Genomic DNA, 20,432 nt, shown 5'->3' on the forward strand with positions numbered 1-20,432 from the left:
TTATTCAAATGCCTCATCATAAGTTAATGGTAAAGGTCCTTCAGAACTGGAAGGCTTACCATCACGGTTAAGGTGCGCACGGCGCTGCGCATAAAGTGAGCGAACGGTTGCATAAAAGTCTATGGACGTTTCTTTCAGTGAGTCAATTTCATCACTGTAATAAGCCCGTCTGGATAAAACTTCAGCTGACCAGCGAATGTAGATATACTCCTTTTTATCATTGGCGCGAAGAACCAGGTTTACTGGATCGCCGAAAGTATCAACACCTTGTCCCAGTGCATCGCGAAGTGAGCTTGGACCTAGAAGAGGAAGGACAAGATAGGGACCACTTTCAAACCCCCAACTTTCCAGGGTTTGTCCAAAATCTTCTTCATGTTTTTCGAGGCCAATCTCTGAGGCAACATCAAAAAGACCCACTATACCCAATGTTGAGTTAACAATAAAACGCCCTAGGGTTTCAAAGGCATCATCGATCTTCCCCTGGAGAGCAGAGTTCACAAAGCGAACAGGTTCCATAAGATTGCTCAGGGTGTTTCGAACACCCGTTTGAACAAAATCAGGCAGAAATGTTTTATAGATCATTGCCAAGGGATTGATGACAATTATATCGGCAAAGTCGTTGATCATGAACATGAGGCGATTAAAAGGTTCTAATGGATCGTCAATCTCACCTTCATTATAATTTTCAAGAACGTCCTCAGCGGTGATGGAATGATTGTCAGTGGATGTAGCCGGAGGTTTGGTTTGGATGTTTGGCTGTGGAAGGTATATGGTTGTTGCCAGTGGACCTTGAAAACAAAGCACCCAAGTGAAAGCAGTTATCGTTATGCATTTTACAAGCTTCATAATTCCCACCATGAGTTTTAAGAGTAGCCTAACTTTTTACAAAACACAAGTTACACGCAGTTGCTTTGTATTTTGTTTATTGGCTGAGTTGATCGAAAAACTTAAACTTTTTAGGATTAATAATGAAAGTTGGTTTTTCATCTGTCTCAGCAAGAGCTTTCTCGTATGCTTGAAGGTGTCGATAGAAGGCGTAGAATTTCTGATTTTGGCTGTATGTTTTTTCATAAATATCAGCAGCTTTAGCATCCCCTTCTCCACGCATCTTTTCAGCATCTCGATTGGCCTCTGCAATAATGACGGTTGATTGACGATTGGCCTCGGCTTTGATGGCTTGGGCACGTTCATCTCCAATGGCGCGGAATTGTTTTGCGATCCGATCCCGTTCACTGATCATACGGTCATAGATTGCGCGGCTGATTTGTGTTGGGACATCGGCGCGGCGAATCCGAATATCAACAATTTCAACACCCATATAACCCGCTGAATCTTTCATTTCAGAGACGATTTCTGCCATAACCTCGGATCGGCGATCAGAGAGCATCACATCAAAATTAACCTTGGCAATGGTTTTGTTTAAGTCTGCCACCAATTGTTGCTGTAACAACATCATTGCTCTGCTGAGCGTTCGAGCACGTTGATAAAACTTCAAAGGATCGGCAATGCGAAAAAGGGAAAAGGTATCCACCACAACCCTGCTTTTATCCGACATGATGATTTCTTTGGCAGGAATATCAAGAGGGAGAGATTTCTTGCTATACTTCACCAACTCTTCGATGAAGGGAATTTTGAAATGGAGCCCAGGCTCTTGGATGATGCGTTGCGGATCCCCGAATTTGATGACAATCACTTGTTCATCGGGTTTAACGATGAATGTGCTTGAGATGGCAACAACAAGGAGGATGATTGCCAAAGATACCAGGAATTTAGCTTTTGTTGTAAGTGTCATTAACTTTACCGTTAGTTTGCGTTGGGAAGTTTCATGTGAGGTAGGATGCTACTGCTTGCTTGATCACCAACGATCACTTTTTTAGCATCTTTAAATACCTTTTCATATGTCTCTAATTTTAGTCTTGTTTCCATCAATCCTGGGTTTTTGCGATGTTCTTTGGCAAGCTGTCCAAAGTAGGCAACATCACCCGTTGCTTTTGCAATGGCTGCATCACGATACCCAATGGCTTCTTCGGTTATTTTTGCAGCTTCACCACGTGCTTGCGGGACAATGGTATTACGATAGGATTCTGCTTTGTTGATCACCTGCTTTTGATAGGCCTCAGCTGCTTCAACTTCACGGAAAGACCCAATCACTTCATCGGGAGGACTCACTTTGTCTAAGTTGATTTCTGCGATGTGGACACCCGATTGATACTTATCGAGGATTCTCTGAACCATCTCTTTTGTTTTGCTCTGAATTTCAGCACGGCCAGAAGTAAAGGTAGTATCGACAGGGGTTTTACCAACAACTTCACGAAGAGCGCTTTCTGTTGCGGCCTTAATCGCCATACGGGGTTGATTGACGTTGAAAACAAATTTTTCAGCATCTTTAATATTCCATTGGACAATGACGTTGACATCGACGATATTGCGATCACCCGTTAACATGTGTGATTCGTTGTGATTATTAAAGCCAATTTCCATTTTATGGGTGGAGGTGACATCAACCACAACTACTTCCTCAATAGGAGTGGGCAAGCGATAGTGAATGCCTTGATCAGACGTCCGGACCCATTTTCCAAACCTGAGAACAAGTCCCTGCTCATAAGGTTCAATTTGATAAAATCCACTGATGAGCCAAAGAAAAAGAGCCGCAAAAATCACCCAAAAAGGTGAAATATTTTTGGGAAAGGTGAAAGGGGGCTTCACCCCTATTTTTTTAGTGCGGCGGGAAATAAAATCTTCAACGTTTGATTTTTTCTTTTCAGCAGAGCCGCTGTTGCCCCAGGGATTATCTTGTTTTGAATGGTATGCGTCCATGAAACTCTCGAATTTATCTTTGAACTTTTAATCTATTTGTTTAAGTTTAATACCATGGCCGCCATCAATAAACAAGCACTGCAGACCCATTTAGATGCATTCAAGCTCCCGGATAGTGGCGTTCTTCTTTCCACGCTCCCTATCCAAACCCATTTTCAGTGGGAGGCAGATCCTGTTCGTCTTATTTTTTTTGGCGATGGACCCACAATCCGTATGCTTTCACACCATCAACAAGCATTGAAAAACCATGTGTTGCAAGTGGTCCGAGATAGGGATGTACAACTGATTTTTTCAAGCCAAGCCCCGCCTCAACAGGAATCGAACCAGAAAAAAAAGGTAGAAAAAATCCAACTCCCCTATATCAAAAATGTGGTTGCTGTTGCCTCAGGAAAAGGAGGGGTTGGCAAGTCAACAGTTGCCGTTAACCTTGCCTGTGCCCTTCAAAAAGCGGGTCATCGCGTCGGCCTTCTGGATCTGGATATTTATGGCCCGTCCCTTCCGACCATGCTGGGGCTGAACCAAGAACCTAAAAGAGAGGGTGGGAAAGCCATTCCTGTGGATTATCATGGGTTGGCTACCCTTTCAGTGGGATACCTGATACCAGCTGATAAGGCAGTTATTTGGCGGGGGCCCCTTGTTCAAAAAATGATTCAACAGTTTTTAACGGAAACCGCTTGGCCAGAATTAGACTATCTTATTCTAGATACCCCTCCAGGTACAGGAGATGTGCATTTATCCCTGGCTCAAATGGTACCTTTATCTGGTGTTTTGGTTGTCACAACACCGCAAAAACTATCTCTGATTGATGCTGAAAAAAGTGTTGAGATGTACGAAACGCTTAACATTCCTGTTTTTGGATTGATTGAAAATATGGCGGATGTTGAGTGCCCCTCTTGTCATCATTCTTTTCAAATATTTGACCAAGGCGGCGGAGAGTTTTTGAGTCAAAAAAAGCAAGTGCCTTTGCTGGCAAGTTTGTCCATGAGCAAGTCTATTCGAGAGAGTGCAGATCGCGGGAAACCTCTCTATGAACAGAGTGAACAAACACCTTTTCATGAAGGTATTGATAAAATTGTCACCTATTTAGAAAATATTTTGTCACAGAATGTTTAAGAGATTCTTTTTAGGTGACTCTTTTTTTCAGAGTTGGCGATCAGCTCTTTCTTGGCTTCGTCAAGGGAGTCAATGAACTGATAATTTAAGCGAGTCACATCTTGCAAAAACTTTTCTTTAGTTAAGTGGGTTATTAAATGTTCAAGAGGTTGCCAAAACCCTTTGTGATTTAGGATGATGATTGGCGCTTTGAGAACACCAACATATTGTAGAGTGAGAGCTTCGAATGCCTCGTCAAGGGTACCTAACCCCCCCGGTAAAATAACAATTGCATCCGCGCTTTCATGAAGAATTTCTTTTCTAAGGTGAATGTTTTTTGCCATATGATGACTGGTTAGATTTTCATTCTTTGGTTCACGTGAGCTCAGAAATTCATTTTCAAAGCTGATGCCGTGAACTTCGCCACCAGCTTCAAAACAAGCTGCTGCAACAGCACACATCAGACCAGCTTTTGAGCCCCCGTAATAGAGCGCCCAGTTGTTTTCTCCAATAAATATTCCAAGTTCGTGTGCAATATTAAGGTGGGGTGGCTGTACATCTGAGCTGGCGCCGCAATAGACAGTGATTGAAAATTTAGAGTTCTTCATGGGTATCCTTTCGTTTTAAGATGATGATTTTTACAATGCCATAGACACGATTATAGAGCTCTTCGAATCCAGGATATTTTAGAGGCGTTGTTTTAGAGGTTTCAATGATGATCAAGCTGCGGTCATGAATCCAGTCACCGGTTTTAAGTTTACTTAGAAGGTAGGGCCAATAGGTATTCGATATGGAGGGTCTAAGAAAATGAGATCATAGGGAGCTTCAGGATTTCCTCGTTCTAAATAGGTTTGGGCTTTTAAACCAATAACCTGGCATTGCGATTGAATGTCTAAGGATTTGATATTGTCCCATAGGATTTTACGCACTTTATAATTTGTTTCGATCAAGGTTGCTGAGCTGGCCCCGCGTGACATGGCTTCTAACACCAATGATCCGGTTCCAGCGAACAGGTCAATCACGTGTGCATCGTTGATGTCAAATCTTAGGCTGTTTTCAAGAACATTAAAAAGAGCTTCTCTGACATTATCTTTTGTGGGTCGCGTTGTGCTTTCATTAGTCCACTTAAGAGCTTTACCGCGAAATTTTCCACCGACAATACGCATATTAATTCTCTCCTGTTTTGAGGAGAGTTTTTATTTCAAGAGAGCTTAGTTCTTTGAGGGCGCCTTTTTCAAGAGAGCCTAGTTTAATCGGACCGTAAGCAACCCTTTTTAGGAGCGCCAGTGGTATATGGAAATATTCTAAAATTTTTCTAATTTCTCGATTTTTCCCTTCGGTTAATTTAAGCCGATACCAGTTTTTTGATCCGACTTGTTCTAAAGGATGTACCTTGATTGCTTTATAGTGAATGTCATCAATGGTTATACCGTTAGATAAGGCAGAAATCATAGAGGGCGTAAATTCTTTTGCTACTTTAATATCATAGGCGCGGATCATAGACTCACTGGGTTTTTCAAGGAGATGGGCATAGGATCCTTTGTTTGTTAATAATAGCAATCCCTCTGACATATAATCCAACCGTCCCACAGATATCAGATGAGAAAGAGAGGCATATTTATTTTTTAAGTAAGCATAGATGGTTTGTCTGTTTTCCGGATCTTCATGACTGCAAATAAGATTCGCCGGGTTATGAAAAGCCCAAATACGTCCTTTCATCTCTTTTTCTAAAGGTTTGCTATCAATCAAAATCTCACAATCTAAGGAAACTTTTTCTCCCAGATCAGTATGTATTTGACCCTCTACTTGAACGCGGCCTTTTAGGATAAAATCCTCGGCTTTTCTGCGTGAGCAGTAACCACGTTCGGCAATGAGTTTAGCAAGCCTGATATCAGACATAAATTGTTTTTTACTTTCTTGGCTATTAACGCAAAGATAAAAATCTAGCTACTTGAAGGGCCATGAACCAAAGTATATTGAATTTTTTTCTTTTTTAAAATCTGGCCCAATCTTTTTTCAAAGAGCGCTTGAGCTCCCCATATTTTAATAGGCTTTCCTTTTATGAGATAGGAAATCTCAATTTGATCGTCGTCATTTTTAAAAATATTGAAGATACTAATGGTTTCAATTTTATCGTCCTGCTCTTTGTTGAATCGATTTTTTTCTTCTATGAAAAGGTTATTGAGAGCATTGATATCAACATCTCCAGGAAACTGAAGAATGAAGCTGCTATATATTTCATTATGAAATGTGATGGTTTTAATCACAGAATAATTCAATGTATGGAGCTGACCTTCACGATCTCGGAGGTAGAAGTTTTGTAAAAATATTTCTTCAACAGCCCCGAAAATATTATCATTACTTCCCATATTGACGGTGATTTTCCCCCCGCGCACGATAATCCCCTGAAGAATGTAACTGAGACCTCTGAAGAAATCATCAATACTACTCTTTCCGCCAAGAAGAGCACCCGCTACGATAATTCCGTAGAAAGAGCTTAAGTATACCTGATTCAACCCAAGTTCGATTAATACAAGGTAAGAATATAGAGGCCAGAAAATAATCGTGCCTAAATCACCTACGGCATTTATTATGGCAAGAAACTTCGAGTTTGGAACAACAAGATATAGATTTCCTTCTAATCGTTTTTCTTGATTTAAGGATATTTTTTTTGCTGCATACAAAACCTTGTAATAAAAAAGAAGAGCAGCCGCTGTGATAAAAGATATTGTAACAAAACGTGTATAAAGATTATCAGAGAGCTCCTTAAACCAAAGAGTATCTGGCCCAAACGTATTGATAATAACAATGATTCGAAATCCTAAGATAACGTTGGTAACAACGAGCGCAATGCGTAGAAGGCGTCTTAAAATTTGATCTGCGCCAATGAAAGTTGGCCCATCAGGTGTTTTGATGAAGTTCGAGATCAGGCTATTGATTGTCAGGGTGTTTAACCAAAATCCGTGCGTATTAAAAATTTCTGAGAATCCTAAAGTGAGTATAATAATGATCAGGGTAGTGGAGATGGGATGGGATGTAACTTTTTTTCTGAACTTAGGAAAATAGGTTGCGTAAATCGAGAGATAAAAGAGCATGCCATACCCACTGATGAGTGCGCGGACCATATGCAAAATAATTTTTTGTATGGTGTTGTCACAGCGCTCAACCCAATGAAAACAGTATTGAATGAAATCGGCTGCTTGCAAGGCCACAACGAGAACGGGCAAAACAAAAATAATAATTTTTTCGAACGAATGTAACAAGCCTACAAAATAGACTTTCCTTGCCGTATTTGCTTGTGGATGAGGGGAGAAAAAATGAAAGGTCGATCCAACAATGAAGCTAATGGCGATCTTTCCTATGGCAACAAAAGAGTAAAGAAAGACAAAGTACTTCATAGAAAATTCTAATTCGTTATCTCTAATTTTTTCTTCAGCGAGGCCATAAAAAATGGTGTTAACTAAAAGAAGAAGAAGCGCCATGCTGGCGCAGAGGCTAAAAGATGGCGATCTGTGATTCGCTTTGGAATATTGCTCACTAAGGCGGACAACTGTGAAAAAAGAAAGGGTGTAGAGGATAAAGAGCAATAGAACTGTGAAAAAAGAAAGGGTGTAGAGGATAAAGAGCAATAGAAATGTAATATCGAACCCTGCAACTAAGTTATTGAGGTAGTCTATACCTCTTGAGATCACGCGTTTAATGGATGCATGAGACTGGTCAATTGTTTTAAAAAAACCTGGAACTGTTTTAAAGTTGAAAAGAGGCCCTTTCGCTGCCTCTTGTTTTTCTGTTGAGTTAGGTGGTGTTACTGAAACGCCAATAGGGTTTTGAAAATCAGACACGGCTGATGACAGACTAAGATCTGTGGCTGCCTGTGGCTTAAGACATAAGACCAATGCGAGGATGAAATATTTAAACATCTGAGACCTTTACCCTATTTTATAACGATCTTAGAATAGGTGTGACTTAGAATCAATTTCTATTTCATAAAGAGCCTGGTATAGGCCTTGCTTTCCTCCTAGACTTTTGGGTGTTCCGGATTGTATGCATTCACCCTGGTGAATCACATGAATCCAATCGGACTGGACAATAAGGGGGAAATGATGGGTTGCGACGATCAGTGTTTTGCCTTCAGCCTTGAGTTTTTGAAAGGTCTTAGAAAGGTGGGTTTCACTCTCTTTGTCTAAATGATTTGTGGGCTCATCAAAAAGATAAACGTCAGCTTCTTTAAGAATGGTTCGGGCAAGCGCCAATCGCTGTTTTTGTCCACTGGATAGTGTGACGTTATCGGAATTGATCTTCGTTTGAAGGCCCTCTTCAAAATTTTGAATAACGCGGTTTAAATGGCATAATTTAAGAACTTTTTGGATTCTTTGTTCGGTCGCATTGGGATCCACCAGTAAAAGATTTGATAGGATTGTTCCAGAAAAGAAAAAGGTGTTTTGAGGTGCATAACTCATCATTGAGTTGAGGTCCTTCGGAGGGATGGTATTCAGGTCGTGGTCATCAACGGTGATCGATCCTTCATTAATGGGATATAAGCCCAATAGAAGCTTGAGAAGCGTTGATTTTCCTGAGCCGTTCAAGCCCACAATGCAGTTGATCTCTCCTTTTTTTAAATCTAAATTTAAGTTTTTAAAGATAGGCACGTGGGGCGCACTCGGATAAGAAAAAGAAAGGTCTTTGACCTGAATATGATGATGGAATGTATAGCCTTCAGTGCTGGGGACTATAACGGGATTTGGAAGATTTAAAACATCTTGAATGGTTTTCCAGGATAGTTGAGCTTGAATGTATTTGGTGGTGGACTCGCTGAGGGAATTTAAGCTTAAGGTAGCCAGAAGGGCAAAGAAGATAAACGAGGTGAGTTCTCCAGATGAGAGTTGGCCAGATTCAACGAGTCGACTGCCGATAAAAATTAAAAAAATGACAAAAGTAAAGCAGACAGCCATGACAATCAAAACCTTTATTGCTCTGGACTTTGTTTGCAGAAGGCTGGCTTGCTCTTCGCTTTTTTGAAGCTCTTTTAAATTCTTTAACGTGTTTGTTTCTTGATTGTTTGATTTAATCTCAACAAAGCCCCTCAAGCAGTCTTGAATGAAATTTAGAGTATGTCTTTCGCTTTGAGAATAAGCTTTTGTATGTGTTCTCGCATATTTGCTGGCTGTGTATATGATGAGACCAACAAGTGCTGAAAATCCCAGAGCACATACAGCAAAATGCCAACTAATGATGAAGACTGAGACAAGTGAGGCGCCCGCAATCAGTGCGTTTCTGAACCCGGATGGAATGGTATCTACAACCAAGGTCTGAATGCGAGAAATATCCGCATGGATATGACGCATGGTATCTTGCAGATGATGTTTTTCAAAGGATGAATAGGGCTGTGCCATGACTTTTTGGCATAAAAGATTTTGAAGATCTTGAGCCATTTTTTTGCCCAGTTTGTTAACCGCTAAGAGCCTCAAGAAGCTTGCAAAACTTAGCAAAAGCGCCAAAAGGAAAAGCTTAACGAGAGCATTGAGAGGGTGTGCGTAATTCAAGCCATTATCAATGACATCTCTCAGAACAGATCCAAATGCAACTAAGGAAAAAGTTGCAAGCAAAATAGCAAAAATTGCTTGTAACAGAAGAGGGCTCCTAAAAGAAAGGACGTGATGGCGCCAGACCTCTTTTGGAAGAGGGGAGTCATGAGCTGAGGATGAACAGCCCATGATGAATTAATTCATTGTTGGTTGAGAGGCAGTGCTGTCTTGCTGTTGGTAAAGGTCTGAAAAATTGACAGGATTCAGCATAAGGGGCAGGTATCCGCCATCACTGGTTGCATTGGCAACGATGCTGCGCGCAAACGGGAAAAGCATTCGTGGGCATTCGATCAGCAGAAATGGCTTTATATCTTCGCTGTTTTCCGTTCCAATCTTGAAAAGGCCGGCATAGCGCAAATCAACAATGAAAAGCGTTTCTTGCTTGGATTTTGCGGTTGCTTGTACATGAAGCTCAACTTCGTAAACTTCTTCGTTAGCTTGTTGTGCTTGGACTTGAATATCGACACTGATTTCTGGTTTTTCTGGATTTGAAAAATGCGTGAGAATGCAGGGATTTTCAAATGAAAAGTCTTTGGTATATTGTCCAATAACATTGACATCAAATTTAGGCTGAATGGTATTTTGCGACATCGATATTCTCTTTATTATGTTTTGTAGACTTAGCACATTTTTAACACCAGTCAAACCACTAACCACGGTTTTTACTGGAAATAGCAGATGATATTTTAATTGTGATTTGAATACAAAATTGATAATATCTTAAAGTGATATTTTAGGAGCCATCGTGAAATCTGTTTTACCTATTTTTATTGTTGCTATTCTTTTGATGCCCGGCTGTGCGCGTCGAATTTCACAAAATTATTACTCTTCGGCCTCCGTTGGTGAAGCTGCACACACATACAAAGGCACAATCATTAGTGCCCGTAAAATTGAGGTTGGTGAAGCAGAGCGTCTTCAGGACAACACAACCGGTATGGCTGTGGGTGGCATTGCGGGGGGTGTTGCAGGCTCACAAATTGGTAAAGGATCTGGGAGTGTCTTAGCTGCCGCCGGTGGTGCGCTTTTAGGTGGACTTGCTGGCTCTTATGCACAAGATGAGCTCTCAAGACAATCAGGTGTGGAATATTCTGTTCAGCTGACCAATGGTCAAATCATGACAGTTGTTCAAGGGGATGAAGAGGTTTATCAACCGGGTCAAGCTGTGCTGGTGATTGTATCCAAAAAAGGTCGATCACGAATTGTGCCGGATCAAACAGCGGGCCGAGGTGACTATCACAAAATAATCAATATGCAGGCGTTCCCGTTGCAACAACGCAGCGCTCTCCTACTAAACGCGTTCAACAACCGTCTAAAAAAGCAGGGGGCAAGAATAAAGACATTCTATGTGCCCCAAGAAGGCGTCAAGTATGTTAACGTAACAGTTGATGAAGAATAGGAAGGAAAAATTATGTCTCTTGAAAAAGTAACAGATACCACTTTTGACGAAATCGTTCTAAAAAGTTCAACGCCTACTGTTGTGGACTTTTGGGCAGAATGGTGTGGACCTTGCCGCGCTTTAATGCCGGTTCTTGAAGAGGCATCTGCTGAACTGGGTTCGGATGCTCAGATTGTTAAATTAAACATTGATGAAAACCCTGAGAAAGCCGGTCAATACGGTGTGCGGGGTATTCCTACATTGATGTTGTTCAAAAACGGTGAGCTTGTCCAAACGCATGTGGGCAGTATGCCTAAATCAAAAATTATCGAGTGGGTTAAATCTTCTTGAAGAAATAAATCTCTCAGTGCTTGAAAGAGGTCATTGCTCTTTTGACCATTTCAGCACTCTCATCTCTGACATCAACTTTATTATTAAGGGATGAAGCTTGAAGATGCTTGATTCTTCTTTATTTAATCACTATATTATAAACGTTAACGTTTGTTGACTATGACGATAAACGGCTTGTGAAATAAGCGATATGGACCCGGGGGCGGTACCCGGCATCTCCACCAAAAATGAGGGGGATGAAACAGGATCGACATGCGTGGTAAAGATAAGTTTTTCGTTCGGCAAGTACCACCGTTATCGGACTATTGTTATAAGTGCTAACAAAAACAATGGTCGCCGTGGACCCGCTAACGCGAATGTCAATGTTGCTAACTGCAACAGACAAGGTGCACGTAGGCAAGCACGTAACGCTGCTTAAAGAAAACAAGTAAGCGCGGTTTGAAGGGCACCGGGCAACAGAAGCCCTTCATTCTTTAATGAAGGTTGGGGCAAATTATGTATTTAGAATACGAAAAACTGTGTGAAAAAGGCCTTTTGCACACCGTTCAGCTGATAATGGAGCAAGTTCAAAAGCAAGGGCTTAAAGAACCCCCCCATTTTTATATCACTTTTGCAACAACCCATCCGACTGTTCAGATGCCCCCTTACCTGATGGATGAATATCCTGAAGAGATGACGATTGTTTTACAGCACCAATTTTCCAATCTTAAGGTTTATGACCATCTTTTTAGTGTTGATCTAAGCTTCAATGAGCAAGAAGAAAATATCGTTATTCCCTTTTCAAGCCTGATCAGTTTTTCGGATCCATCAGAAAATTTTGTTTTAGAATTCACCCCGGAATTAAAGACGTCTTCTGACCCCAAAAGTGAAACGTCTGAAAGCCAAAAAGAGAAAGTTATCTCTTTGGATCATTTCCGTAAGAAGTAATTTAGCACCCCTTTTTTTCCAATATCTGAGGTCAAGAAAAAATGGCAATCGTTGTTTTTGACAGTAGTCGACCCAAAGGAAATACGAGGGCTCTTGTTGATCGGGTTTTCTCAAAAACTCCCATTGAGGTGATTGACCTCACCCAATGCCATATTCATGATTTTGACTATCAAAATCGTCATGAGAATGATGACTTTATTCCTGTGATGAAAAAGGTCATTCAACATCAGGATATTATATTGGCCACGCCTATTTATTGGTATGGCCCAAGTGCATCAATGAAGAGGTTCATTGATCGGTTCAGTGATTTACTCTCAACAAAAAAAGAGATGGGAAGAACCCTTATGGGAAAAACCCTACACGTTTTATCAACGTACCTTGAACCGCAGCGTGGAAAGGAAGGGTTTGAGGAGTATTTCGAGAAGATTGCCTGGTATCTTGGAATGAATTATGGCCATAGACTGATCTATCGAATGGAAGCTGATGGAAAAGAAAAGGATGAACAGGAGGATGCGGTTGAGGCCTTTAAGGAAACTTGGAAGAACGAGTCTTCGCAGGACTGATGATAATTATCCCCTCATTCATGCAACAAGGTCAGTGGATTTTGATACTAAATCGATAGTGCGCTTTGATCTTGAATATTTTGAGCGTTTGTTAGAATGATTCAACACATAACTAAATTATTTATAAAATCTATCTAAATTCTATCTCGTAACTTAAATTAGCCAGCTAAGTATCTACAAGAAGCGATGATCAAAAGTTATCATCGACAAAACAAACAAATTTGGGTAAATTCCGAGCATATTAACAAATACACTTCGCAAGAAGTTGGGCTTGATGTGGGTGGTAAAGAAATTATATATCCATATACATAAACAATGAAAAATACACATTACTTTCCTCAAATTGATGGCCTCAGAGCTCTAGCTGTTCTCTCTGTCATTCTCTTTCATATAAATCCACGGTGGCTCCCAGGAGGATTTATTGGTGTCGATATTTTCTTTGTCATTTCTGGGTTTCTCATTACCCGCATTATTTTAACAGAACTTAATGAGGGCTCTTTTAAGTTTAAAATTTTTTATATGCGGAGGATGCGCCGTATTTTGCCAGCCCTCTATACCGTTCTTATTACGACATTGATTGTTGGGTATCTTCTTTTTCTTCCACAAGATATTCGTGCTCTTAACAGATCCGCCCTTAAAACACTTATGTTTTGGGCGAACTATTATTTTGCAGGATATTATGATTACTTTGGACCCGCAGCACATGAGCTTCCTTTGCTTCATATGTGGTCCTTGGCAGTTGAGGAGCAGTTTTACTTTATAGTGCCTCTTGGGCTGTATGCATTGAGTTTTATAAAATGCATGAGGTTAAGAGCTTTAATAATTTTAGGGATCATTTTATCCTTTTTATCAGGGGAGATTTTTCTTCAGTTTAATTACAAAACAACCTGGGTATACTACTCTTTAGCTACTAGAGCTGGTCAGTTGCTAATGGGATCTCTTCTGGCGGATCAATATCTTAAAAAGTCTAGAATAATATATTCTTCATTTTTAAGTGATTGGGGAGGGTATGTTGGATTAGCTATTATTTTTGGGTGTTTTTACTTTTTATCTGAGAATAGTTCATATCCAGGGCTTAGGGCTTTCCTACCAACTGTGGGCGCATATTTAGTTTTGCTCGGCGCTACAGTTGAAAAACCTAAAAATAATTGGCTTTTAGAGAATTCGGTATGTAGGAAAATTGGTCAAATGTCTTACTCTCTTTATCTTTGGCATTGGCCCATTTTGGCCTATATGCGATATGTATATGGAGAGAAAAACCTCCCTTTTAAGTGGATTGTGATTGCCTTTTTTTTAACCTTTTCTTTTGCTCTTCTTTCTTGGCGATTTGTTGAAAAACCTTTTCGATATAAAAAATGGTCCTTTAAGAGCTCGCTCTTATTATTTTTCATTCTCCCTTCAATGTTTATTTTCACAGTAACGCTCATTTCAAAATACATAGGTTTGACAAAAAACAATCTTTCGCTTGAACTTACAAGTTATGGAGGGCCTGAATTGTGTCATGGGGTGATCCATAAAAGTTGCACTCGGGGGGATCTTACAAAGAAGCCCAAAGCTCTTTTGATTGGAGATTCTCACGCAGCTCATCTCAATTATTTTTTCGATGAACTGGGAAAGAGGTGCGGCTTTAGTATCGATGTGGTGACAGGCAGTAGTTGTTCACCTATCTTTGGCTATGATGAAAATGTTCTCCATGAATCTGCACGAGAGTCATGTCGAATTGTAAAAAAGTACATTGAGGAGAATTATAAAAGATATGATGTGATTTTGATTGGGTCAAATTGGACATATCATCTTGGTTTGAGCGGCCTAGATGAAGTGGACCTAAATTATCTTACAAAATTAAAAAAAATGTTAAAAAGGCTTATCAGAGAGAGAAAAAGTGTAATGTTGATTGCACAAGCTCCGTTGCTTAAAACCCATATATTCAGGGGAATGAAATTTAAAAAACTTGGATTGCCAGTAAGAGTTGGAGAAAATTTGAGCTATGAAAAAGCCAATGAAAAAATAAAGAACTTATCTAGAGAGTTTGAGAATATTCAATGGATGGATATTTCGAAGCCAGTAAAAGATAATTTCTTTTTTGGGGAGAATCCCATATATATGGATAATCAACATCTAAACAAATTTGGCTCCGCACAACTTGGAAAAAAAATCCTTCTTTGATCGGCGTCGCTGTTTTCATTGACTTATTTTTAAATTTTATTAAGATTTTTAATGCACAAATAAAACAAAAAGCGACAAATGATTCCGCAACATAATCTAAAAAAAAATTCTCAAAATCTCTTTTGGACAACACATTCATTATTTGAACCGTTGTATGGGTCAACAGCAGATACCAATACCCGAGCCACTGAAAGAGAGATAGAAAAATCTGGTATTTTTCCGGGATATCTTAAAGAAGCTCAAGTGACAGATTACTTGGGACGTCTTGCAAAAAAACTGGTTTTATTTTCTGTTGTTAATAAACAAAAAGTTAAAAGACATTTGGTCTTATTTGCACAATTAAAAAAAATTGACAACAAACAATCAATTCTGCTTCTTCATGATGGGCGATTAAGGCGGCGATGGGCATTTTTAGAAAATGATAGCCTTATAGATGACCTTAAAAAGTGCCTCCAAATCCTTGTAGCTCAAGAGCAAAGGAATATCACTTTAATTCCTTCAGGTGAAGTTGTTAAATGGTTGTGTGAAATATCTAAGGATGCCGGGAGTTCAATTCTAGAAAGTTTTGATGAATTCAAATTGGATGCCCCTTTTGAAATTTATCAGTCTTTTATTGATGATATTAGTCGCTCAACCCTTTATTCACTCTAGCTTTATAAACCTTTTTTTGAGCTTATGCTAGTCTAGACCCATCTATTATAACTAACATTTTTTTCTTCTTAAGCTTTGATTAAGGAAGCACACATATAAAATAGAAACTAAAGCCAATTTTTCTATAAAACTAGAAAAAAAACAATAAGTAAAACAAACAAGGATAGCTAAGAATAATATTAGAACAGCAGAGGGTTTTATTTTTTTGAAAAAAAGTTTCAAAGATACATCACTAATTTTGAAAGCATTATATACATATGTAATATGATAAGCTGAATTTAGCAGCATTAAGCAGTAAATAATAACACTGTTATTAAACTTAAATTTTACCAAATAAAAAATAAATATAACAGTAACTGTGTCAAAAAAAATCTGAATTAAGAATGAAATTTTTTGTTTTTTTGCCACATCAAATATTCTTCCGGTCCAACTGGAAAATAAAAAAAGAAAAAGTGCCGGAGATAATATTGAAGCATAATGCCCAGCTTGAGACCACTTTTCTCCTAAAAAAAACTTGAACAACTCCTCTCCTTCAAGAAATAAAAACAGAACTGGAATCCAAGCTAGTTTAAAAATAAAAACAGAGGTATTTATTATTTTTTCTGAAAAACAAGGGCTCCCAAGGTGTTCTGCGGATTCTTTATGTATAACTGAGCTTAACGAAGACGATATGAAATAGATGGGAGCATTAAAAACTGTCTTTATAAGAGCTAAATAACCTGACGTTTGAAAATCTCCAAAATAGGCAAACAAAAGAATGGCTGAATCCCTAGAGAAAAGGCCAATTAAACTATATGGGGTATTAAAAAAAATATATCTCCAATTTTCTCGTAGAAGTCTTTTAAATAATGAGAAGTATCTAAAAAGGAACTTTGTTTTTATTTTGGATAATTCTTTTATGTTTAACTTCCAGTGTTTTTGAATCAAAAAGATGACGAGGGTAGCAGAAAAATAACCAAAAAACCTGGAAAAATAAAGAGAGGAAGAACAATGAGTTAAGTAGCTTAGTGTGAGCATGCTCCCTAAAAAAAAGCTAGACTTTAATATAAGAAGCAGCCCAGAATAGAAAAATTTTTTTTGCCTTACTAAATAAGCAGTCAACACATGAGAAAATGAAATAATCACCCCAGCTGTGGGTAAGAGCACATACTCTATTTTTTCCTTAAATGAAAAAACGTAAAGAAAAGCAGAAAATGTGCTTAAAACCCACAAAGCGGCCACTTGAAAAATGAGACCTAAAATAAGGATGCGTGCTTTCTTATTAGATTTATTTGATACATAGGCTAAATCAAGTCGTAGAGTAAATAATACAGAGACTATGCTTGAAAGACTTACAACTAATGTAAAAATGCCATAGTCCTTGGGAAGGTAGTGTTTGATGATGTAAAAGTGAGCGCCATAAAGAAAAGCTTGATATAGAACATTAGAGAAAAACAGCTTCCCAATATTTTGGCTGAACTCAGATTTTTTATTTAGAAAGGATTGAATCATAGAGATCTAATAGCTTTTTGAGCTCATTGTTCCAATTTAATTCTTTTTCTACGGCATGCCTTCCTTTCATTCCCATTTCTGAAAGTTTTTTGGGATCAGATAGCATTTCTTTAAGTTTCTTATTAACTTCCTTTGAGGATGTAGGGTCTACAAATTCTATGCCGCCATAAGGACCATAAAACTCTTTCCAATAAGAAAAATCTGAAGCTAAAACGGGTAGTCCTCTCTCCCAGTATTCAAGTATTTTATTTGGTAGCGCCCTGGTATGATTTGGTAAATCGTGGAGCAAGCAAAGGCCTAGACTTGATTTATGGAAATATGCATATTTTTTATCGTTATAAAGAGATGGTAAATATTCTACATTTTTCCAATTTTTTTCTTTTTCTAAAACTTTTAGAAGAGATTCAGGATAGGCTGGTCCAATTAAAATAAGCTGCATGACTTCTGCATCAATGGATTGTACCATTTCAAGGGCCCCGCGATCTTTTGTAATTCCACCTATATACAAAATATGATTTTTCTCTTTGTATGGTTTTTCTAGTTTTCTTACTATAGGGTAGTTATTAATACATATTTTTTTGGTTTTAGGAGAAATTTTGAAAAACCTTGCTAAAATATAAGGAGTAGCTGTCACTATACCATCAAAAAATTCAGATGAAAATTTTTCAAATCTATCAAAAATAGAAGATAATGGCCTTCTTATAATTTTTGGCAACCACTGTTTGTGAAGCATTTGACTTGATACGTCTTCATGAACGTCGTATATAACTTTTTTTCTAAATAATTTTAGCATCAATCCCATTGCTATAAGCTCAGGGTCATGAAAATGATAAATGTCAGATTTTATGTGAATCGCTTTAAAAAAAGCAAGACAGGGCTTGAAAATGATCCTTAAAAATCTATTTTTTATTTCAGGTAACGGAATAATATTTACCCCATCAATTTGAGTTGCTATATTATGGGTTACAATTAAATTTACCTTGTAACCCGAATCAATCAATGAACCACACATCTTTTTAAAGATGCGTGTGTCATAAATGGGGTGAACGGTGGTTATATGAGTTATGGTTCTCATTTTCTTCAATATGATTTGCAATTAAGCACAGTAGTATAATTGGAATAATTCCACCAGAGAAAAATGTGGTGTAATAGTTTGCAGATATTAACTTTAATAGCATCACAGATGTACATGTAAATAAAACGATTATGTATTTATCATTTAATTTTTTATAAATAATCAATATATAGTTAGAAAGGTATATCAAGAATATTGATATAGGAATAGAGATCAGACCAAGACACTTGTAACCATAAAATATAAAACTTGAATTAGCATGTACAGAGTCTAAAGTTTTTTTTCCAGCATAGAAATATCCATATTTTTTTCCAATATAGTTTTCATAATAGTATAGTTTAGCAAAAAGGTTAACTAGGGATCCAGGAATTATAGCTTTGAAATCAAATCCGTTAATTTGGGTATCATGAATATACCAAGTTCCAACTTTTAAAGGAATAATAAAAACCCTGTTTAGCTTAGCCATTATATGGCAGCATATATCAGCTATATCTACACGAACCCAAAATATTATTGGCAAAAAAAGTGCTATAGCTATAAGAATAATAATCAGCCAAATATTATTTTTTTTAAAAAGAAATAGATATATTGATAAAATCAAAGAATAGTTAATAATGAATGACTTTTCGCCATTAAGGTTTGAAAAAAATATTATAAATAATATGAGTAGAGCTCCGCCCATTCTTTTTTTAGTGAAAAATTTTAGAATAAGTAGGGATACTAAAAAAGGACCAAGAGTGTTTTTAATAAAGCTATAAAGATATTTAATCATAGTAGGCTGAAGTTTTAATGAGTTTTCTCTCATAATATTTTGATCTTTATTAAGTGAGATCATTCCATATAGTCCTGTGGAGAAAAAATCTACGAAAGAAAGGTAAATCAGGACAATAGAAGAAAAAACTAAAATAACACACAATAGGAATTTATTATTAAAAGTAACTTTATTTTTGTTAAAATTGGTCAACTTTAAGTAAAGATCTTCTGACTCTTTGTTGAAGTAAAAATAATTAAGCACCAAAGATAAAATAATTATTGAGTGAATTAATAATGGGAGGTGCCACGATGTGGGCAAAAAACAACTGTAGTTAATAAACTTATTCATTACATTCTCATTCATTACATTCTCATTCATTGCATACTCTTTCATAGAACGATTCAATATGCTTGTTTGAAGGACAAGTTATACCTTTGCTAATGGACTTTGTATTTGCCACGTAGGATAGGTAGTCAAAGAAAAATAAAGGCCACTGTAGAAAAATATGGATATACAGTATTATTATGATGCTTGGTTTAACAAAAAGATTTCTTCTTTTAATAAAAAAAAATAAATAAGCTAGTGAAACGCAGAGATTTATTATTAGATTAATAATCATAATTTTCTATAGTTTGAATTAAATTTTCTAGATCTAATTTTGGCCTTTGAATGGTATTATTTATATTTCGTTTATTATCTTTCCACAATTGATTCCATCCACTTTCAATTGTTTCCACCCACTCTGTTTCATCACGCAATGTAATGCAGGGGACCTGTAAGAAGAAGGCCTCCTTCTGAAGCCCCCCTGAGTCTGTATAAACGTAGTTAGAGTGACTCACAAGCTTCATCATGTCAAAATATCCAAGTGGGTCAACAGTATGAATATTTTTACATATACTTAAACCATAGTCATCTATTTTTTTTCGAGTTCCAGGATGAAGGGGGAAAATTATAAGATTTTCTTCTGATTTTTCCTTAAGGTAATGCAATATTTCTTTTAGTTTTATCGGATCATTAGTGTTTTCAGCAGGCGAGAAAGAATGTCAGATTTCTTTTCTGCCACATCTCTAGCTTTCAGGCAAGATTCGTACATGACATCCCCTACTAGATGGACTCCCTGAGTAATATTTTCTTTTCTTAAATTCTCTACGGAGGTTTCTGTGGGGCAAAATAATAAGTCGCTGACATGATCTGTTAAAATTCGATTAACTTCTTCAGGCATTCTTTTGTTAAAAGATCGCAGACCTGCTTCAATATTAAATACAGGAATATGCATTTTTGATCCAACTAGGGCACCCGCTAAAGTTGAATTCGTATCCCCGTAAACCAAAATACCATCGGGTTTTTCTTTTTTAAAAATTTCTTCAAGTTTTTCCATCATTTTTCCTGTCATGGATCCATGGTGTTTTTCTTTTACTTCAAGGTTATATTTGGGAGATGGGATGTCCAGGTCTTTTAAAAAAGATGCGGACATATTTTCATCATAATGTTGACCTGTATGAACTATAATTTCATTAATCTCAGAAGACTCTTTGAGCTTTTAAGATAATACCGATGCTTTAATGAATTGAGGTCTAGCACCTAA

At 37.7% G+C, this 20,432-nt stretch carries 22 protein-coding genes; 8 read left to right on the top strand and 14 right to left on the bottom strand.

The annotated features are described in order from the left end of the window. The 3 genes from C0582_05815 to hflK form a co-directional block, all read right to left on the bottom strand. Complete coding sequence (locus tag C0582_05815) at positions 1 to 858, bottom strand: ABC transporter (GenBank protein ID PLX29393.1); 858 nt, start codon at positions 856 to 858, stop codon at positions 1 to 3. 64 nt (positions 859 to 922) lie between these two features. Then, the gene (locus tag C0582_05820) at positions 923 to 1,792 is read right to left on the bottom strand and encodes a protease modulator HflC (protein ID PLX29394.1); all 870 of its coding nucleotides are present in this window, start codon (positions 1,790 to 1,792) and stop codon (positions 923 to 925) included. Between the two features lie 11 nt (positions 1,793 to 1,803). Further along, positions 1,804 to 2,817 carry an FtsH protease activity modulator HflK gene (hflK, locus tag C0582_05825; GenBank protein PLX29395.1) on the bottom strand — a complete coding sequence of 338 codons (1,014 nt, stop codon included), beginning with the start codon at positions 2,815 to 2,817 and terminating at the stop codon, positions 1,804 to 1,806. On the opposite strand from hflK, the gene C0582_05830 reads away from it, so the two are divergent. Next, complete coding sequence (locus C0582_05830; GenBank protein ID PLX29396.1) at positions 2,803 to 3,930, top strand: iron-sulfur cluster carrier protein ApbC; 1,128 nt, start codon at positions 2,803 to 2,805, stop codon at positions 3,928 to 3,930. The two genes, hflK and C0582_05830, sit on opposite strands and share 15 nt — an antisense overlap. Here C0582_05830 and C0582_05835 read toward each other — a convergent pair. From C0582_05835 to C0582_05860, 6 genes are all read right to left on the bottom strand, one after another. After that, positions 3,927 to 4,517: a TIGR00730 family Rossman fold protein gene (locus C0582_05835; protein ID PLX29397.1), complete on the bottom strand. Its 591-nt coding sequence runs from the start codon at positions 4,515 to 4,517 to the stop codon at positions 3,927 to 3,929. The genes C0582_05830 and C0582_05835 overlap by 4 nt on opposite strands. Positions 4,518 to 4,670: 153 nt before the next feature. Continuing rightward, on the bottom strand, positions 4,671 to 5,075 hold the full coding sequence (gene rsmD / locus C0582_05840) for a 16S rRNA (guanine(966)-N(2))-methyltransferase RsmD (GenBank protein PLX29398.1): 405 nt from the start codon (positions 5,073 to 5,075) through the stop codon (positions 4,671 to 4,673). A 1-nt stretch (position 5,076) separates the two neighbouring features. Continuing rightward, positions 5,077 to 5,808, bottom strand: a complete 732-nt coding sequence (locus C0582_05845) for an rRNA pseudouridine synthase (protein PLX29399.1) — start codon at positions 5,806 to 5,808, stop codon at positions 5,077 to 5,079. A gap of 44 nt (positions 5,809 to 5,852) precedes the next feature. After that, positions 5,853 to 7,829 carry a hypothetical protein gene (locus C0582_05850; GenBank protein PLX29400.1) on the bottom strand — a complete coding sequence of 659 codons (1,977 nt, stop codon included), beginning with the start codon at positions 7,827 to 7,829 and terminating at the stop codon, positions 5,853 to 5,855. Between the two features lie 30 nt (positions 7,830 to 7,859). Then, on the bottom strand, positions 7,860 to 9,623 hold the full coding sequence (locus C0582_05855) for a hypothetical protein (protein PLX29401.1): 1,764 nt from the start codon (positions 9,621 to 9,623) through the stop codon (positions 7,860 to 7,862). 6 nt (positions 9,624 to 9,629) lie between these two features. Then, on the bottom strand, positions 9,630 to 10,085 hold the full coding sequence (locus C0582_05860; GenBank protein PLX29402.1) for a protein-export chaperone SecB: 456 nt from the start codon (positions 10,083 to 10,085) through the stop codon (positions 9,630 to 9,632). Between the two features lie 154 nt (positions 10,086 to 10,239). Here C0582_05860 and C0582_05865 point away from each other — a divergent pair, with 154 nt between their 5' ends. The 7 genes from C0582_05865 (at position 10,240) to C0582_05895 (ending at position 15,527) form a co-directional block, all read left to right on the top strand. Further along, the gene (locus C0582_05865; protein PLX29403.1) at positions 10,240 to 10,890 is read left to right on the top strand and encodes a hypothetical protein; all 651 of its coding nucleotides are present in this window, start codon (positions 10,240 to 10,242) and stop codon (positions 10,888 to 10,890) included. 12 nt (positions 10,891 to 10,902) lie between these two features. Further along, positions 10,903 to 11,220, top strand: coding sequence for a thioredoxin (gene trxA, locus C0582_05870; protein ID PLX29404.1), 318 nt, complete (start codon positions 10,903 to 10,905; stop codon positions 11,218 to 11,220). 190 nt (positions 11,221 to 11,410) lie between these two features. Continuing rightward, positions 11,411 to 11,638: a hypothetical protein gene (locus C0582_05875; GenBank protein PLX29405.1), complete on the top strand. Its 228-nt coding sequence runs from the start codon at positions 11,411 to 11,413 to the stop codon at positions 11,636 to 11,638. Positions 11,639 to 11,715: 77 nt separating this feature from the next. Further along, positions 11,716 to 12,147 carry a hypothetical protein gene (locus C0582_05880; protein ID PLX29406.1) on the top strand — a complete coding sequence of 144 codons (432 nt, stop codon included), beginning with the start codon at positions 11,716 to 11,718 and terminating at the stop codon, positions 12,145 to 12,147. 41 nt (positions 12,148 to 12,188) lie between these two features. Beyond that, the gene (locus C0582_05885) at positions 12,189 to 12,710 is read left to right on the top strand and encodes a hypothetical protein (protein ID PLX29407.1); all 522 of its coding nucleotides are present in this window, start codon (positions 12,189 to 12,191) and stop codon (positions 12,708 to 12,710) included. A 315-nt stretch (positions 12,711 to 13,025) separates the two neighbouring features. Continuing rightward, positions 13,026 to 14,876, top strand: coding sequence for a hypothetical protein (locus C0582_05890; protein ID PLX29408.1), 1,851 nt, complete (start codon positions 13,026 to 13,028; stop codon positions 14,874 to 14,876). A 78-nt stretch (positions 14,877 to 14,954) separates the two neighbouring features. Beyond that, positions 14,955 to 15,527 (top strand): hypothetical protein, encoded by a 573-nt coding sequence (locus tag C0582_05895; GenBank protein ID PLX29409.1) that lies wholly within the window; start codon positions 14,955 to 14,957, stop codon positions 15,525 to 15,527. Between the two features lie 51 nt (positions 15,528 to 15,578). On the opposite strand, the gene C0582_05900 is transcribed toward C0582_05895, so the two are convergent. From C0582_05900 to C0582_05920, 5 genes are all read right to left on the bottom strand, one after another. Continuing rightward, positions 15,579 to 17,018 carry a hypothetical protein gene (locus C0582_05900; GenBank protein PLX29410.1) on the bottom strand — a complete coding sequence of 480 codons (1,440 nt, stop codon included), beginning with the start codon at positions 17,016 to 17,018 and terminating at the stop codon, positions 15,579 to 15,581. Beyond that, a complete protein-coding gene (locus C0582_05905; protein ID PLX29411.1) occupies positions 16,996 to 18,093 on the bottom strand; it encodes a glycosyl transferase in 1,098 nt (365 codons plus the stop codon). Before C0582_05905 ends, C0582_05900 begins: the two co-directional genes overlap by 23 nt. Next, a complete protein-coding gene (locus C0582_05910; protein PLX29412.1) occupies positions 18,050 to 19,240 on the bottom strand; it encodes a hypothetical protein in 1,191 nt (396 codons plus the stop codon). Before C0582_05910 ends, C0582_05905 begins: the two co-directional genes overlap by 44 nt. Positions 19,241 to 19,455: 215 nt before the next feature. Then, positions 19,456 to 19,854 carry a hypothetical protein gene (locus C0582_05915; protein PLX29413.1) on the bottom strand — a complete coding sequence of 133 codons (399 nt, stop codon included), beginning with the start codon at positions 19,852 to 19,854 and terminating at the stop codon, positions 19,456 to 19,458. Beyond that, a complete protein-coding gene (locus C0582_05920) occupies positions 19,851 to 20,366 on the bottom strand; it encodes a hypothetical protein (GenBank protein ID PLX29414.1) in 516 nt (171 codons plus the stop codon). The genes C0582_05915 and C0582_05920 overlap by 4 nt, the downstream gene beginning before the upstream one ends. Positions 20,367 to 20,432: the final 66 nt, after the last annotated feature.

The sequence above is a fragment of the Alphaproteobacteria bacterium genome, assembly GCA_002869105.1.
Classification (GTDB): Bacteria; Pseudomonadota; Alphaproteobacteria; order UBA7879; family UBA7879; genus UBA7879.